Source organism: Nocardioides carbamazepini (genome assembly GCF_024614185.1).
GTDB lineage: Bacteria > Actinomycetota > Actinomycetes > Propionibacteriales > Nocardioidaceae > Nocardioides > Nocardioides carbamazepini.
The window spans coordinates 733,913-749,952 of the sequence record NZ_JAHTLF010000016.1 but is presented as its reverse complement, the minus strand read 5'-3'; the positions used below and the strand labels follow the sequence as shown (position 1 = coordinate 749,952).

Annotated in this window: 15 protein-coding genes; 8 read left to right on the top strand and 7 right to left on the bottom strand. The window is 72.2% G+C overall.

The window, feature by feature from the left end; translation table 11 throughout:
• Positions 1-4 precede the first annotated feature (4 nt).
• Positions 5-2,458 carry a GcvT family protein gene (locus KVF89_RS16170; protein WP_257427045.1) on the bottom strand — a complete coding sequence of 818 codons (2,454 nt, stop codon included), beginning with the start codon at positions 2,456-2,458 and terminating at the stop codon, positions 5-7.
• Positions 2,459-2,537: 79 nt separating this feature from the next.
• Positions 2,538-4,076 (bottom strand): ABC transporter substrate-binding protein, encoded by a 1,539-nt coding sequence (locus KVF89_RS16165; RefSeq protein ID WP_257427044.1) that lies wholly within the window; start codon positions 4,074-4,076, stop codon positions 2,538-2,540.
• 215 nt (positions 4,077-4,291) lie between these two features.
• Between KVF89_RS16165 and KVF89_RS16160 the strand changes: the two genes are divergently transcribed.
• The 4 genes from KVF89_RS16160 (at position 4,292) to KVF89_RS16145 (ending at position 8,518) form a co-directional block, all read left to right on the top strand.
• Positions 4,292-5,494, top strand: coding sequence for a pyridoxal phosphate-dependent aminotransferase (locus KVF89_RS16160; protein ID WP_257427041.1), 1,203 nt, complete (start codon positions 4,292-4,294; stop codon positions 5,492-5,494).
• Between the two features lie 91 nt (positions 5,495-5,585).
• Positions 5,586-5,999, top strand: coding sequence for a YciI family protein (locus tag KVF89_RS16155; RefSeq protein WP_257427039.1), 414 nt, complete (start codon positions 5,586-5,588; stop codon positions 5,997-5,999).
• The gene (locus KVF89_RS16150) at positions 5,996-7,141 is read left to right on the top strand and encodes an RNA polymerase sigma factor (RefSeq protein WP_257427037.1); all 1,146 of its coding nucleotides are present in this window, start codon (positions 5,996-5,998) and stop codon (positions 7,139-7,141) included. The genes KVF89_RS16155 and KVF89_RS16150 overlap by 4 nt, the downstream gene beginning before the upstream one ends.
• Positions 7,142-7,231: 90 nt before the next feature.
• Complete coding sequence (locus tag KVF89_RS16145) at positions 7,232-8,518, top strand: proprotein convertase P-domain-containing protein (protein ID WP_257427035.1); 1,287 nt, start codon at positions 7,232-7,234, stop codon at positions 8,516-8,518.
• Positions 8,519-8,551: 33 nt separating this feature from the next.
• On the opposite strand, the gene KVF89_RS16140 is transcribed toward KVF89_RS16145, so the two are convergent.
• The 3 genes from KVF89_RS16140 to mshA all read right to left on the bottom strand — a co-directional run bounded on the left by KVF89_RS16140 (position 8,552) and on the right by mshA (position 11,359).
• Positions 8,552-9,382: an isocitrate lyase/PEP mutase family protein gene (locus tag KVF89_RS16140; protein WP_257427034.1), complete on the bottom strand. Its 831-nt coding sequence runs from the start codon at positions 9,380-9,382 to the stop codon at positions 8,552-8,554.
• 193 nt (positions 9,383-9,575) lie between these two features.
• Complete coding sequence (locus tag KVF89_RS16135; protein WP_257427033.1) at positions 9,576-10,085, bottom strand: type III secretion system chaperone family protein; 510 nt, start codon at positions 10,083-10,085, stop codon at positions 9,576-9,578.
• A complete protein-coding gene (gene mshA, locus KVF89_RS16130) occupies positions 10,082-11,359 on the bottom strand; it encodes a D-inositol-3-phosphate glycosyltransferase (protein WP_257427031.1) in 1,278 nt (425 codons plus the stop codon). The genes KVF89_RS16135 and mshA overlap by 4 nt, the downstream gene beginning before the upstream one ends.
• Before the next feature lie 87 nt (positions 11,360-11,446).
• On the opposite strand from mshA, the gene KVF89_RS16125 reads away from it, so the two are divergent.
• A complete protein-coding gene (locus KVF89_RS16125; protein ID WP_257427029.1) occupies positions 11,447-12,187 on the top strand; it encodes an SDR family NAD(P)-dependent oxidoreductase in 741 nt (246 codons plus the stop codon).
• Between the two features lie 16 nt (positions 12,188-12,203).
• Here KVF89_RS16125 and KVF89_RS16120 read toward each other — a convergent pair whose 3' ends face one another.
• Positions 12,204-13,307, bottom strand: coding sequence for a nucleotidyltransferase family protein (locus KVF89_RS16120; RefSeq protein WP_257427026.1), 1,104 nt, complete (start codon positions 13,305-13,307; stop codon positions 12,204-12,206).
• 266 nt (positions 13,308-13,573) lie between these two features.
• Here KVF89_RS16120 and KVF89_RS16115 point away from each other — a divergent pair, with 266 nt between their 5' ends.
• From KVF89_RS16115 to KVF89_RS16105, 3 genes are read left to right on the top strand one after another with little or no spacing between them, the layout of a single operon-like run.
• The gene (locus KVF89_RS16115; protein WP_257427620.1) at positions 13,574-14,041 is read left to right on the top strand and encodes a lasso peptide biosynthesis B2 protein; all 468 of its coding nucleotides are present in this window, start codon (positions 13,574-13,576) and stop codon (positions 14,039-14,041) included.
• A gap of 13 nt (positions 14,042-14,054) precedes the next feature.
• The gene (locus KVF89_RS16110) at positions 14,055-14,984 is read left to right on the top strand and encodes a phosphoenolpyruvate carboxykinase (ATP) (RefSeq protein WP_257427024.1); all 930 of its coding nucleotides are present in this window, start codon (positions 14,055-14,057) and stop codon (positions 14,982-14,984) included.
• Positions 14,977-15,231, top strand: a complete 255-nt coding sequence (locus KVF89_RS16105; protein WP_257427022.1) for a PqqD family protein — start codon at positions 14,977-14,979, stop codon at positions 15,229-15,231. The genes KVF89_RS16110 and KVF89_RS16105 overlap by 8 nt, the downstream gene beginning before the upstream one ends.
• A gap of 56 nt (positions 15,232-15,287) precedes the next feature.
• Here the strand turns inward: KVF89_RS16105 and KVF89_RS16100 are convergent, their stop codons facing one another.
• On the bottom strand, positions 15,288-15,977 hold the full coding sequence (locus KVF89_RS16100) for an aspartate/glutamate racemase family protein (RefSeq protein ID WP_257427015.1): 690 nt from the start codon (positions 15,975-15,977) through the stop codon (positions 15,288-15,290).
• Positions 15,978-16,040 lie beyond the last annotated feature (63 nt).

Here is a 16,040-nt window from a genome sequence, read left to right as displayed (position 1 = left end):
GCCCTCAGCCCTTCAGCCGCGAGCCGGTCGGGTCGAACGGCGCCTTGAGCCCCACCTCGGCGTCGAACACGATCCCCGCCGCCTCGACCTGGTAGCGGCCGGCGCGCACGTAGTCGGCATCGGCGACCTCGACCTCCGGCTCGACGTACGCCATGGCGGCGAACCTACCGAGGACGGCGCTGTACGCCGCCGACGTGACGAATCCGCGCGGCTCGCCGTCGCGCAGCAGGAGCTCACCGCCCCAGAGCACTGCCTCGGGGGCGTCGATCGTCAACGACACCAGGCGGCTGCGCGGACCGGCCTGCTTGGTCTTCTCGACCGCCTCACGGCCGCGGAAGTCGATCCCGCCGGCCAGCTTGCAGGTGAAGGTCATGCCGGCCTCGACCGGCGTCCGGTCCGGGGTGAGCTCGCGTCCCCACGCCCGGTAGCCCTTCTCGATGCGCATGGCGTCGACCGCGTAGTGGCCCACTGCGGTGAGGCCGAGATCGGCCCCGGCGTCGGCGAGATGCTCGTAGGCCGTCACGGCGTACTCGGTCGGGATGTAGAGCTCCCAGCCGAGGTCGCCCACGTAGGAGACCCGGGTGGCCCGCACCGGCACCGGGCCGATGTCGATGCGCTGGCTCGTGTAGAACGGGAAGGCCTCGTTGCCGAGGTCGCTCCGGGTCAACCGGGAGAGCAGGGTCCGCGACTGCGGGCCCATGATCCCCAGGACCGCGTACGACGACGTCACGTCGACGATCTCGGTCCGCGAGCCGGTGGGCAGGTGGCGGTTCAGGTAGTGCTCGTCCCGCGCGGCCTGCGCGGATCCGGTCACCAGGAGGTACTCCTCCGGGCCGGTCCGGGTCACCGTCACGTCCGACTCGTAGCCGCCCCTGTCGTTGAGGATCCCGGTGTAGACCGTCGTCCCGGGCGCCACCGCCATGTCGTTGGCACAGATGTACTGCAGCGCGTCCTCGGCCCCGGGTCCGCGCACCAGGAACTTGGCGAACGCGGTCTGGTCGAGGAGGGCCACCCCGTCGCGGGTGGCGCGGTGCTCGGCGTCCACGAGGGGACGCCAGTTCTGGTGGCCGAAGGAGTACTCCGTGACGCGGGGTGTGCCCTCGGGCGCGAACCAGTTGGGACGCTCCCAGCCGTTGCGACTGCCCATCACGGCGCCCTGCTCGTCGAGGAGGTGGTGGATCGGCGAGCGCCGCAACGGGCGACCGGTCTCCGGCTCGCGGTTCGGCCACGGGATCGCGTAGTGCAGGCCGAGGGTCTCCTTGGTCCGCTCGCGCAGCCAGGACTCGTTGCTGTTGAACGGCGCGAAGCGACGGACGTCCACCGGCCACAGGTCGCGCTCCGGCTCGCCGGCCACGATCCACTCCGCCATCGCCATGCCGGCGCCGCCGGCGGAGGCGATGCCCGTGGAGTTGAAGCCGGCGAGGACGTACATGTTGGGGACCTCGAGGGACTCCCCCATGATGAAGTTGTTGTCCGGGGTGAAGCTCTCCGGACCGTTGTAGAGCTTCTTGACGCCGGCCCGCTCGAGCGCCGGGACCCGGGTGATCGCGTTCTCCATGAGGATCGCGAACTGGTCCCAGTCCTCGTCGAGCAGCTGGAAGACGAAGGGGTCGGGGATCTCATGGGGTCCCACCCACGGCTTGGCGTCCGGCTCGAAGCCGCCCATCACCAGGCCGCCGACCTCCTCCTTGAAGTAGATGTAGCCGTCCTGGTCCCGCATCACCGGCAGGTCCCGGTCGACCCCCTCGATCGGGTCCGTGACGATGTAGAAGTGCTCCACAGAGTGCAGGGGCACGCGGACGCCGGCCATCGCGCCGACCTGGGCCGCCCACTGGCCGGCGCAGTTGACCACGGTCTCGCACTCGATCGGCCCGTGCTGGGTGTGGACCGTCGTGATCCGCCCCTCGCGCAGGTCCATGCCGACGACCTTGGTCTCCTCGCACACCACGGCACCGCGGCTGCGGGCACCGCGCGCCAGGGCCTGGGTGAGGTCGGTCGGGTTGGCCTTGCCGTCACCCGGCAGCCAGACCGCGCCGACCAGGTCGTCGGTGCGCATGAGGGGCCACTTCGCGCCCGCCTCCTCCGGCGTGAGCCGGTGCGCCTCGACACCGAACGCCCGCGCCGTCGCCTGGGTGCGGAGCAGGGAGGTCATCCGCTCCTCGGTCCGGGCCACCGACAGGCTGCCGCAGCGCTTCCATCCGGTCCCGAGGCCGGTCTCCTCCTCGAGCGTCGCGTAGAGCTGCGTCGAGTACTGGATCAGCTTCGTCATCGCGTCGGTCGGCCGGAGCTGACCCACCAGGCCGGCCGCGTGCCAGGTCGTCCCTCCCGACAGCTTGCCCTGCTCGAGCACCACCACGTCGGTGACACCGAGCTTGGTCAGGTGGTAGGCGACGCTCGTACCGATGATGCCGCCGCCGATGATCACGACCTGTGCTCGGGACGGCTGGGGGGAGACCATTCGCTTCTCTTTCTCGTGCGCTCGGGGAACGGAGGGGAGAGGCAGGGGTGCCGGGCGGAGTCCGGCACCCCCAACCCGCTCAGTCGATCGTGGTGCTGCTCAGGTCGATGAGCTCGGAGGTGGTCGTGTGGAAGTCCTCGACCCCCTTGCGGGCCGCGAAGGAGTTCACCATGTGGTAGATCGGGATCACCACGGCGTCGCCCTCGACGAGCTGCCGCTGGACGTCCTGCATCACCTGGTTCCGCTCGTCGCTGCCGACCTCGAGGGTGGCGAGCGAGTCGATCTGCTGGTCGACCGCCGGATCCTTGAACTGCGACATGTTGTTGACGGCGTCGCTGCGGAAGACCCTGACCAGCATGTCACCGGGGTCGCCGGAGCTCATGCCCCAGCCGAGGTAGTACATCTCGGTCTTGTGGTCGAGGAGCGACTGGTACCAGGTGCCCGCCTCCTGGACGTCGAGCTTGAGCTCGATGCCGACCTCGGCGAGCTGCTGCTGGACGACCTCGCCGATCTCCTTGTCCTTGAGGTAGCGCGCCGAGGGCAGGGTGAGCGTCAGCTGCGGGTTCGGCTCCCCGGCCTCCGCGAGCAGGCGCTTGGCCTCCTCCGGGTCGTAGTCGAGCTTGATCGGCGGGTCGTTCTCCAAGAACTCCGGCGACACCAGGCCCGCGTCGGCGGCGTTGCCGACGCCTTCGAGGACGTCGTCGACGATCGCGCCCCGGTCGATCGCGTGCGCGACCGCCTTGCGGACGAGCGGGTCGGGGACCGTCTGGAGGTTGAAGCCGAGGAAGATCGGGCGTGCCTTCGGCTCGGTGATCGCGTAGAAGTCGTCGCCGAGGTCCTTCAGCTGGTCCGGCGGGGGGTTCTCGATGACATCGATGTCGCCGGCCTGCAGCGCGCTGAAGCGGGTGCTGGCCTCGGGGATCGGGACGAACTCGACCTTGTCCAGCTTCGGCTTGGCGCCCCAGTAGTCGGGGTTGGCCTCGAAGGACATCGTGGTGTCCGGCACCCACTCGCCGAAGGTGAACGGACCGGTGCCGACCGGCTCCTTGGCCAGCTGCTTGTCGTCCTTCTCCGCCAGCGCCTTGGGGCTGATGATCGCCGCCACGAGGACGGTCAGGTTGTTCAGGATGCTCGAGAACGGCTTGGTGAGCACGATCCGCGCCGTCATCGGGTCCGGGGTCTGCACCTCCTTGATGACGCCGAGGAAGCCCTTGCCCTGCGACTGGGTGGCGGCCCGCTCGAGGCTCTGCTTCACCGCCGCGCTGTCGAAGTCCGTGCCGTCGTGGAACTTCACGCCTTCGCGGAGGGTGAAGTCCCACTCGGTCGGCGATGCCTGCTCCCAGGCGGTCGCCAGGCCTGGTTCGAACCCACCGCTGTTGGTCAGCCGCACCAGGGTCTCGTAGACGAGGTTGTCCCGGGTGAAGTCGCCCGCGAGGACGAAGTTCGGCGGATCGAGGCTCTGTGCGTCAGAGGCCATGCCGATCCGGAGGACTTGGTTCTCGTCGCCGTCCGGCTCGCTGCCACCGGAGAGTCCGCCACAGGCACTGATCACCAGTGCGCCGACGCACAGGCCGACGAGCACCGTGGTGCGCCGGAGTGCGTGCGAAAATCGCGCCATCGCCTCACCTTTCAGTCGACCAGGCAACCACGCCCGATTTGCGGTCGCTGGTTCATTAGATAAACCGTTGATCCGAAATAGTGATCTCGCCCACCGCCTGTGTCAATAGGTGCGGGCGGATTGCCCGGCCGGTCGCCGGGCCAGTGACGGAGTGGCACCACACGAAAATGAACCGATGGTTCAGTTTGCTGCCGACAAGCCCTAGGGTGGCCCCCATGAGCCTGGAGCGCCCCCGGATCTCCGCCCGCGTCCGCGCCATCGCGGAGTCCGCCACCCTCAAGGTCGACGCCCGGGCCAAGGCCCTGCGCGCCGAGGGCCGGCCCGTCATCGGGTTCGGCGCCGGCGAGCCGGACTTCCCCACGCCCGCCCACATCGTCGAGGCGGCCGTCGCCGCCTGCCGGGAGCCCCGGTTCCATCGCTACACGCCGGCGAGCGGACTCCCCGAGCTCAAGGACGCGATCGTGCGCAAGACCCGGCGCGACTCGTCGTACGAGATCGAGGCGAGCCAGGTCCTCGTCACCAACGGCGGCAAGCACGCGGTCTACGGGGCGTTCGCCACCCTGCTCGACCCGGGCGACGAGGTGCTGCTGCCGACGCCCTACTGGACGACCTATCCCGAGTCGATCCGTCTAGCGGGGGGCATCCCCGTCGAGGTGTTCGCCGACGAGACCCAGGACTTCAAGGTCACCGTCGAGCAGCTCGAGAGCGCCCGGACCGAGCGCACCAAGGCGCTGCTGCTGACCTCGCCGTCGAACCCCACCGGTGCGGTGTTCACCATCGAGGAGATCGAGGCGATCGGCGCCTGGGCCGTGCAGCACGACCTGTGGGTGGTCACCGACGAGATCTACGAGCACCTCGTCTACGACGGTCTCGCCACCGCCTCCCTCCCCGCCGTCCGCCCCGACCTTCGCGAGCGCTGCATCGTCGTCAACGGCGTGGCGAAGACCTATGCGATGACCGGATGGCGGGTCGGCTGGATCATCGGCCCCCGCGACGTCGTCGCCGCGGCGTCGAACCTGCAGTCCCACGCGACCTCCAACGTGGGCAACGTCAGCCAGATCGCCGCCGCCGCGGCGCTCGACGGTGGCCTCGACGCGGTCGCGCAGATGAAGGCCGCCTTCGAGCGCCGGCGCCGGACCGTCGTCGACATGCTCAACGACGTGCCCGGCGTGCGGTGTCCGGAGCCGCAGGGCGCCTTCTACGCGTTCCCCTCGGTCAAGGACCTGCTGGGACGGACCCACGGCAGGGTGGAGATCGCGACCTCCTCCGAGCTGGCCTCCTACATCCTCGACCACGCCGACGTCGCTGCCGTCCCCGGCGAGGCCTTCGGCGCACCCGGCTACCTCCGGTTCTCCTACGCCCTCGGGGACGACGCGCTGCAGGAGGGGATCGGCCGCATCCAGAAACTCTTCGGATAGGTGGGCCGGCCGATGTCGAGAAGACGTCGGCGACTCCGTCTCCCAGGTGAAGGCGGCAAGATGGCCGCCTCGGAACCTGAGGAGATGCACCATGACGAAGTACCTCTTGCTCAAGCACTACCGCGGCGACCACGCGATCGCCAAGGACGACCTCGTGCCGATGGACCAGTGGGCGCCGGAGGAGGTCACCGCGCACATCGACTTCATGCGGCAGGTCGCCGACGAGCTGCGCGAGCGCGGCGAGTTCGTCGACGAGCAGGCGCTCTCGCCCGAGGGCACCTTCGTCCGGTACGACGGCGAGGGCCGCCCGCCGGTCACCGACGGGCCGTTCGCGGAGACCAAGGACCTGATCGCCGGCTGGATGGTCATCGACGTCGACAGCCAGGAGCGGGCCTACGAGGCCGCCGCGCGGCTCTCCTCGGCACCGGGCCCGGGCGGGAGGCCGATCCACGAGTGGATCGAGGTGCGTCCGTTCTACGGCGAGCCGCCGGTCGTCACGGAATGACCGACCTGGGCGTGGACCTGCGCGCGCTGACGCCGCAGGTCCTGGGTGTCCTCGTCCGCCGCGGAGCCGACTTCGCGGCGGCCGAGGACGCCGTCCAGGAGGCGCTGATCGAGGCGCTGCGGCACTGGCCGGAGCGCCGGCCGGACAACCCGCGTGCGTGGCTGATCACGGTCGCCGGCCGCAAGCTCGTCGACGCCCAGCGCGCGTCGTACGCCCGTGAGCGTCGCGAGCTGCGGGTCCACCTGGAGCCCGAGCCCGGCCCGGTCGAGCAGGCCGACGACACACTGCTCCTGCTGAGCCGCTGCTGCCACCCGGCCCTCACCGCGGCGTCGGCGATCGCGTTGACGCTGCGGGCCGTCGGCGGCCTCACCACGGCCCAGATCGCGGAGGCGTTCCTGGTGCCCGAGGCGACCATGGCGCAGCGGATCTCTCGCGCCAAGCGCACCGTCAGCGGCGAGCCCTTCGACCGTCCCGGCGAGGTCGGCGCGGTGCTGCGGGTGCTCTACCTCGTCTTCAACGAGGGCTTCACCGGCACCGTCGACCTGGCCGAGGAGGCCATCCGCCTGACCCGCCAGCTCGCGGCCGCGACCGACGACCCCGAGGTCGACGGCCTGCTCGCGCTGATGCTGCTGCACCACGCCCGCCGCCGGGCCCGGCGTACCCCTGCCGGGGCGCTGGTCCCCCTCGCCGAGCAGGACCGCTCACGGTGGGACACCGCGATGGTCGCGGAGGGTGTCGCCGTGCTGCAGGCGGCACTGGCGCGCGACGCCCTCGGCGAGTACCAGGCCCAGGCGGCGATCGCGGCGCTCCACGACGACGCCGCGAGTGCGGAGGAGACCGACTGGCCGCAGATCCTGGAGTGGTACGACGAACTGCTGCGTCTCGCCCCGAGCCCGGTCGTCGCGCTCAACCGTGCCGTCGCGGTGGGCGAGGTGGACGGACCGCTGGCCGGCCTGCGGCAGGTCGAGGGCCTGCCGGACGACCTCCCCCGACGCGACGCCGTCGCGGCCTGGCTGCACGAGCGGGCCGGCGACCGGGAGGAGGCGGCCCGCCGCTACGCGATCGCCGCGCGACGGGCGAGCAACACCGCTGAGCGCGATCACCTGACCCGGCAGGCGAGCCGACTCCACACGGGCGGGTGACGGGGCGCCCAGCGAAAGTCGACGTATCACGGCCGGGGGTCCGGGGGTCTGGAGAAGGTCAGCACCTCACTCCCTCGGAAAGGTCCAGCCATGCGCCGTCTCGCGCTGATGACCGCAGGCGTCATCACTCTCGGAGGCCTCGCCGGCCTCGCCACCGCAAGTCCCGCCCAGGCAGCATCCGGGACCTTCACCAACAGCGCGCCGATCGCCATCGCGGACGTCGCCACCGTCACCAGGTCCGTGACGGTCTCACCGTTCGGCGGCAGCATCACCGATGTCGATGTCGTCCTGACCAACCTCTCGCACACCTTCGCCGCGGACCTGGACGTCTACCTCCGCGCACCCGGCGACGGCAACCAGGCCGTCAAGCTGATGTCCGACGCCTGTGGCGGTGGACCGGTCAACGGCACGTTCACGTTCGACGACGAGGCCGCCGCCGGCCTGCCGGGTGCCGGCTGTGCCAGTGGCTCGTTCCGGCCCACCAACGTGGCGGAGGGCGACAACACGCCGGCCGGACTCACGGTCGCGGCGTCGCTGTCCGCCTTCGACGGCCGCAATCCGGTGGGCTCGTGGACCCTCTACGTCGTCGACGACGCCGGGGGCGACGTCGGGACGATCAACGGCGGGTTCTCGGTGCGGATCACGACCGAGTCCTCGGTGATCGACGTCCCGGTCACCGGCAACGCCGCGCCCTACCCGTACCAGCTCGACGTCAGCGGCCAGGCCGGCAGCATCACCGACCTCGATGTCCGCCTCAACGGGGTCAGCCACACCTGGCCGACCGACCTCGACGTCCTGCTGGTCGGCCCGACCGGGGCCAGCACGCTGCTCGTGTCCGACACCTGCGGGACCGGGGACGTGAACGACGTCGACTGGCGCTTCGACGACTCGGCACCGGCGATGCCGACGGCCGGACCGTGTCCGACCGGCACGTACCGGCCGACCAACAACGACAACGCCGAGGCCTTCACCCCGCCCGCCCCCGCCGGACCGTACGGCGCCGCGCTCAGCGTCTTCAACGGAAGCGCGCCGAACGGCACCTGGCGGCTCTTCGTGACCGACGACAGCAACCCGGACGGTGGCTTCGTCACGAGCGTCGACCTGGTCGTCAAGACCGATGCGCCCGGCAACACCACCATCACGAGCAAGCCGAAGAAGGTCACCACGAAGCGGAAGGCGACCATCGGCTTCACCGCCGACAAGGCCGAGGTGACCTTCCAGTGCAAGGTCGACGCGAAGGCCTGGAAGGCCTGCTCGTCGCCGCTCAAGGTCAAGAAGCTCGCGCCCGGCAAGCACAAGGTCAAGATCCGCTCGGTCGGGACCTCCGGCCAGGTCGAGACCACGCCGACCGTCGTGAAGTGGAAGGTACGCCGCTGAGCCAGCCGGCCCACCGGGGACACCGGAGGCGGATCAGCGCTGCTGGTCCGCCTCCGGCCCGTTGCGGAACAGGGCGTTGAGGTCGGCGCCGGCCGCGGATCCGTCGAAGCCGTCGAACCGCCCCTCCACCAGGCCCGCGGCAGCGCGCTCGAAGCCGCCCCAGGCCGAGCGGGCCAGTGCGCCCCCGACGCTGATCCGGCGTACGCCGAGCGCCGCGAGGTCGGCGACCGTCACCGGGCTCGGGCCGCCCACCAGGACGTTGACCGGCTTGGGCGCGACCGCCTCGACGATCGCGCGGATCGCGGCCGGATCGCCGACGCCGGGCGCGTAGAGGCAGTCGGCACCGGCGGCGGCGTAGGCGCGCAGCCGGGCCACGACCTCGGCCAGGTCGGGCCGGCCGATGATGAAGCCCTCGGCCCGCCCGACGAGCAGTACGTCGTGACCGCTGGCGTCGATCGCCTCCCGGGCCGCGCTGATGCGCTCCACCGCCACGTCGAGGGCGTAGGGCTCGCCGCCGAGGGCGTCCTCCACCGACAGGCCCGCGACGCCGGTCTCCACGGCGAGGGCCACGCTGGCGGCGACCTCATCGGCCGTGTCGCCGTAGCCGTTCTCGAAGTCGGCGTTCACCGGCAGGCCGGTGGCGGCGACGATGTCGGCCAGGTGCTCGAGCGCCTCGTCGCGCGTCGCGGATCCGTCGGGACGCCCACGGCTCCAGGCGGCGCCCGAGCTGGTGGTCGCCAGCGCGGCGAAGCCGAGATGCTCGAGATAGCGGGCGGACCCGGGGTCCCACGGATTGGGCAGCAGGAAGCAGCCGCGCTCGTGGAGTGCCCGGAACGCTGCCCTGCGGTCGGCGATGCTGGTCACGTGCCGACCGTAGGGTCGGCCGCCGACATTCAGAGGTTCCGCCAGTAGGTGGCGACGTCGCGAGCGTCGCGAGGCGCGTGCGATGGCAAGGCGCGGACGCGAAGACAGGCTGGATCGCCTTTCGAGCGGCCGCAACGCCGCCAGCGTGCGTGCATCGCGGCGCGCAGCAGGCGGCACCTACTGGCGGGACCTCTTAGTCCGGCGCGTCGGCCTCCAGCCAGCCCCGGAACGCCTCCAGGTTGGCGGTCGACTCGCCGCGCTCGATCCGCCACGCCCACTCCTTGCGGATGGACGACTCGAAGCCGAGCTCGAGGATGGTGTTGAACGCCGAGTCGGCATAGCTGAGCACCGAGCCCAGCAGGCGGTCGAGGTCCTCGGGCGTGACCGACGACAGCGGCAGCCGGGCGTCGAGGTAGATGTCGCCGTGGTGGTCGATGCCGAACGCGACGGCGTACATCCTCATGTTGCGCTCGAGCAGCCAGCGGTAGACCCGCTCGAACTCCTCGTCGGGCCGGCGGCACACGAAGGCATGCACCCCGAGCGCGTGCGGCCCGAGGTCGAGGCGGACCGGGGTCTGCAGCTTCTTCTCCCCCGGGAGCGAGAAGCTGAAGGTGCCCTCCTCGGTCTCCTCGAAGGCAATCTCGTTGTCGTCGAGCCAGGCACGGACGACGTCCGCCGGGCCGTTCGGGTCCGGGTGGGTCATCCGACGCGGGCCTCCTGCCGCAGGAGCGCGTGGGCGCGCTCGTAGACCTCCACCGTATGCGCGGCGGTGGCCTCCCACGAGAACTGCCGGGCCTGCTCCAGCGCGCCGGCCGCCAACCGGTCGCGGTAGGCCGGGTCGGCGACGACCCGCTCCAGCGCGACGGCCCAGTCGTGCGGCTCGTGGGTGTCGACGAGCAGGCCGCTGCGGCCGTCGCGCACGACGGTGGTCAGGCCGCCGACCGCCGCGGCGACGACCGGCGCGCCGGACGCCTGGGCCTCCGCCGCGACCAGGCCGAAGGACTCGTTGTAGGACGGCACCGCGACCAGGGTGGCGGCGGCGTACCAGTCGGCGAGCTCGTGCTGCGGCACGGGCGGCACGAAGCGCACCACGTCGTCGATGCGCAGCTCGGCGGCGAGGTTGGCGAGCGCGGCGGGCCGCTCCAGACCGCTGCCGGACGGTCCGCCGACGACCGGGACGACCAGCCGCGGGCGCAGGTCCGGGCGCCGCGTGAGCAGCTCGGCGACGGCCCGCAGCAGCACGTCGGGCGCCTTGAGCGGCTGGATCCGGCCGGCGAAGAGCAGGACCAGCGCGTCGCCGGCGAGGCCGCGCTCACGTCGGGCACGGGCCCGGGCGGCCGGCGTCAGGGAGCGGAACACCTCGGTGTCGACGCCGGGGTGGACGACCTCGACCCGGCCCGGGTCGGCGTCGTACAGGTTGATCAGCTGCTTGGCCTCGAGATCGGTGTTGGCGATGAGCACGTCGGCGGCCTCGACCACCTGCTCCTCGCCGATGACCCGGGCCTGCGGCTCGGGGCTGTCCCCGACGGCGAGCGCCTCGTTCTTGACCTTCGCCATGGTGTGCATGGAGTGCACGAGCGGCACGCCCCAGCGGTCGCGGGCGAGCGCGCCGACCTGGCCGGAGAGCCAGTAGTGGGAGTGGACGATGTCGAAGTGGCCGGCCGGGTGCGCGGCCTCGGCGCGCAGCACCTCGCGGGCGAAGACGCAGAGCTGGCCGGGCAGCTGGTCCTTGGTCAGCCCCTCGAAGGGGCCCGCGTGCACGTTGTGGACCGTCACTCCCTCGCGGACGGGTACGACGGCGTCCAGCCGCGAGCTCGTGGCCCGGGTGAAGATGTCGACCTCGATGCCGCAGTCGGCGAGGCGCCGGGCGAGCTCGATGACGTAGACGTTCATGCCGCCCGCGTCACCGGTCCCCGGCTGGTCGAGCGGGGATGTGTGCAGGCTGACCATGGCGACCCGACCGATCGTCTCCCCCATCGCACCTCCCGCTGTGTCCACCCAATGCCGGTCGATCGGTCAACCCTGCCAGTGTGCCCGGCATTCCCGATCCACGAAGATGGGTCCATGAGCACCCGCATCGCCGTCGTCACCGGGGCCTCCAGCGGCATCGGCGCCGCCACCGCGCGGCACCTCGCCCGGGAGGGGTTCGAGGTCGTCTGCGCGGCCCGCCGCGCCGACCGGATCGAGGCGCTCGCCGCCGAGATCGGCGGCCGGGCGGTCGTCTGCGACGTCACCTCGGAGTCGTCGGTCGCGGGACTCGCCGCCGCCGTCGGCCCCCGCCTCGACGTGCTCGTCAACAACGCCGGCGGCGCCTTCGGCCTCGCGCCCGTCGCCACGGCGGACCCCGACCAGTGGCGCCGGATGTACGACGTCAACGTGCTCGGCCTGATGCAGGTCACCAAGGCCCTGCTGCCCGCCCTGGTCGCGAGCGGCGCGGGCGTCATCGTCAACGTCGGCTCGACCGCGGGCCGGGACGCCTACGAGGGCGGCGCGGGCTACACCGCCGCCAAGCACGGCACCAAGGTCGTCACCGAGACGCTGCGCCTGGAACTCTTCGACCAGCCGGTCCGGGTCTGCGAGGTGGCGCCGGGGATGGTGCGCACCGACGAGTTCTCGCTGACCCGCTTCGCCGGTGACCAGGAGCGCGCCGACGCGGTCTACGCGGGGGTCCCCGACCCGCTCGTCGCCGACGACGTGGCAGACGCGATCGCCTGGGTCGCCACCCGCCCGGCACACGTCAACATCGACGAGCTGGTGATCAGGCCCCGCGCCCAGGCCGCGACCCACAAGGTGCACCGGACCTGAGCCCGATCTCGCCGGGTCAGCGGCGCACCAGGCGCTGGGCCCGGAGGGCGAACGCGCGGGGCACACCACCCCAGGCCGTGGCGGAGCGGACCGGCAGGGCGGCGTGCGGCGGCAGCACGAGGCCGACCGCGAGCTGCTGGAGGTCGCGAGGGCCCGTGGAGGAGGCCAGCCCGTCGCGGAAGTCACGAGCGGTGCTCGCCCCGCCCCAGGGCGCCACGGGCTGCCGGTGGCGGGCCCGGGCGCGGGCCAGCACGGCGTCCGGCACCCGGTCCAGGGCGGCGAGCACCCGTCCGGGCACCGTGTCCGGCAGCCCGACCGTCGCGCGTGCCGCGGCCAGGGAGGCGAGCGCCGGCGCCGGCAGCTCCTGCGCGAACACCTCCGGGTCCCGGGCCAGGCGGCGCAGGTCGACCAGGGTGCGCAGCCAGATCCAGCCCTCGCGGTGCCCGGCGAGGTGACGGAAGGCGTCGGCCGGGGCGAGAGTCGGCACCTGCACACCGCCGACCTCGACCGTCGTACGCCGCTCCATCAGCACGGCGGGGTCCGGCTGGGCGCCCGGCATGGCGTCGAGCCGCCAGTGCAGGTCGACATCGGCACCCGAGCCGAGATAGGTGAGCGTGTGTCCCCAGCGCTGGACGTGGCGCCAGGCCCACATGCCCGGCTCGATCCGGCACTGCTCGTGCAGCGCCCAGCCGGCCCCGCTCAGCAGGCGGTGCGCCTCCTCCGCCGCCCCGGGCCGGACCAGCACGTCGATGTCCCCCGCACCGCGCGAGCCGGGCCGGCCGGTGGTCAGCACGGCCAGCGGGATCCCCTTGACGACCAGCGCGTCGACCCCCGCCGCGTCGAGGAGCTGCCAGGCGCGCACCGTCTCGAACGCGTGGACCATCCGCCGCGGCCGCGATCCGTCGACCATCGCGCCCAGGATCCGGACCACCTCGCCGGACAGGCCCAGCTCCCCCGCATGCGCGTGGATCAGCTCCGGCACCCGGTGCCGGCGTACCCCGTCCAGGAGGTCGCCCGCGGACGCCTCGCCGATGCGGACCGGCTCGACGCCATGCCCCTCCTCGGCGTCGAGGGCGCTCCTCGCCAACCGGCAGAGCAGGTCGAGGACGTCGGCGGTCACTGCGCGAGCGTGGCACGCGCTCCGCGGCCGTGTCGGAGGAACGGGACGGCCGGGAAGGTTAAAAAACGGCTGAACCGGGGACCAGGCCGTGTCCTGCGCGCGGGTAGCCGCGTTGCACCGGCGACGGAGCCACTCCCTCCTCTCCGTCCTGCACCCAATGGAGCTCCCATGAAGCTGACCTACGTCGCCCCCACCCTGGAGACCCTGAGCCTCACGGCGACCCAGGACATCGACATCGAGATCGACATCACCCTCGGGCTCGGCAGCTGACCTCTCACAGGTTCAGGCTCGCCGTCGCTGTCGCGTGGTGCCTGCTGGGCGCCACCCGCCTGCTGACGGTCGTCCTGCCGTTCGGCGTGGTCCGTCGCCTCCTCGGCGAGCCGGCCGCGCCGGGCGGGTCGGGGCCCCTGGCGTCCCCGGACGCGAGCGCACCTCAGGTCGCGCGCGCCCGGGCGGTCGGACGGGCCATCGGGCATGCCGCCGTACGGACCCCGTGGACGTCCGACTGCTACCCGCAGGCCCTGACCGCGCGCATCCTGCTGCGCGGCGCCCGGGTGCCGCACACGGTCGTCTTCGGCCTCCGCCGCGACGATGCCGGTGAGCTGCGGGCCCATGCGTGGGTCACGGTCGGCTCCCCGGTCGGTTCCTCGGCCGGCGCCGGTCGGCCGGTGACCGTCACCGGCGGCTCCACGCGTGCGTGGACGCCCGTCGGCACCTTCAGCTGGCAGCCCTGAGCCCCTCCTCATCATGTACGCCGGATACGGACTCCTCATCGACAGCGAGCTCCCGCTGCCCGACCTGGCCCCCGCACGGCCGGCGCGGCCGGCGCGGCCGGACGTCGTGGTCCGGCTGGGGAGCCCGCTCCCCCCGTCCGCGGAGGCACTCCCGCTCCCGCGGGGGTTCTGGGTCGACGGCGACCGGATCGGGATCGACGTCCCCGGGATCGGGCGCTATGTCTGCGAGCGGGGTGCCCGGATCACCGTCGCGCCGGCGGCGGGTGCCTCCGCCGACGCGCTGCGGCTGTTCCTCCTCGGCTCGGCGCTCGGCGTCCTCCTGACCCAGCGCGGCCTCCTCGTCCTGCACGGCAACGCCTTCGTCGTCGATGGCGCCTGCGCCGTCGTGCTGGGCCACTCCGGTGCCGGGAAGTCGACCCTCGCCGCCGAGATGCACCGCCGCGGGCACCTCGTCCTCAGCGACGACGTCGTCCCGATCGACGCCGCCGGGCGGGCGCTCCCCGGCTGGCCCCGGATCAAGCTCTGGCGGGACGCACTCGACCGGCTCGGCCTCCCCACGTCCGGCCTGGACCGGGTCGGCCAGGGCTTCGACAAGTTCCACGTGCCGCTGGAGCGCTCCGCCGGCAGTCCGGAACCCGTGCCCGTGCGGTGGATCTACGTCCTCGACCGCCACGACGGCCCGCTGCGCGTCGTACCCGTCGCGGGGGCGGCCGCCTTCACCAGCCTGCACGAGCACAGCTACCGCAACGAGATCCTCGTCGGCGAGCTCCGGCGTACCCATCTGGCGCGCAGCGCCGGACTGGCCCGGGTCGCCCGCCTCGCCCGGGTCGACCGCCCCCGTGGGGTCGACTCGGTCGCGTCCTCCGCCGACGCGATCCTCGCCCACATCGACCGAGAGGAGCAGCATGCGACCAGCGGAGCGAGCCGAGCGGTGGATGCGTGACCCCACCCTGCAGGCCGTGGAGATGGGCGAGGAGTTCGTGATGATGGGACTCGCCCAGGGCGAGTACTACTCCGTCAAGGGCGTCGCCGCGGCCCTGTGGCGCCACCTCGCGGAGCCCCGCGACCTGGGCGAGCTGTGCGCGCTCGTCGCCGCGGAGTACGACGTCGCCGCCGAGGCCTGCCGTGACGACATCGTGGCGTTCCTCGACGAGCTGCGCGGCAAGCGGATGGTGCTCGCCGCGACGTAGCGCCGGGGACCGGTCAGTCGATCGGTCAGTCGATCGGTCAGTCGATCGGCCGGCCGTCAGGCCAGCGCGCGGTCGAGCGCCGTCGTGACGTGCAGCGTGGTGCACGGGAAGACGGGGATCTCGGAGTCGGCCTGGCGGATGAGCAGCTCGAGCTCCGAGCAGCCGAGGATGACGCCGCCGGCGCCCGCGTCCCACAGCTCGCTGATCATGCCGACGACGGCACGGCGGGAGTCGTCGACGACCTTCCCGTGCACGAGCTCGTCGTAGATGATCCGGTTGAGCTCGTCGTGGTGGCCGGTCTCGGGGACGAGGACGCCGAGGCCGTGGCCGGCGATCCGGTCGGTGAAGAACGTCCGCGACATCGCGAACTTCGTGCCGAGGAGCGCGACGTTCTCGACACCCTCGGCCTTGCAGGCCTCCGCGACGACGTCACCGAGGTGCAGCAGCGGGATGGAGACCGCGTCCTGGACCTGCTCGGCGACCCGGTGGAAGGTGGTGGTGCAGAGCATCAGGAAGTCGGCACCGGCCCGCTCGACGGACTCCGCGGCGGAGCGCAGGATCACGGCGACGCCGTCCCAGTCCTCGGCCTCCTGCAGCGCGGTGACCTCGGCGAAGTCGACCGACGCCATCACCGTCGTGGCCGAGTGGAGGCCGCCGAGTCGCTCCTCGACGCCGCGGTTCAGCGCCTCGTAGTAGGCCGCGCTGCTCTCCCAGGACATGCCGCCGACAAGGCCGATGGTCTGCATGGGGCGATTCTAGGGCGAACGCGACGATGTGAGCCGGGAGGTCCCCCGCCAGTAGGCTGGTCG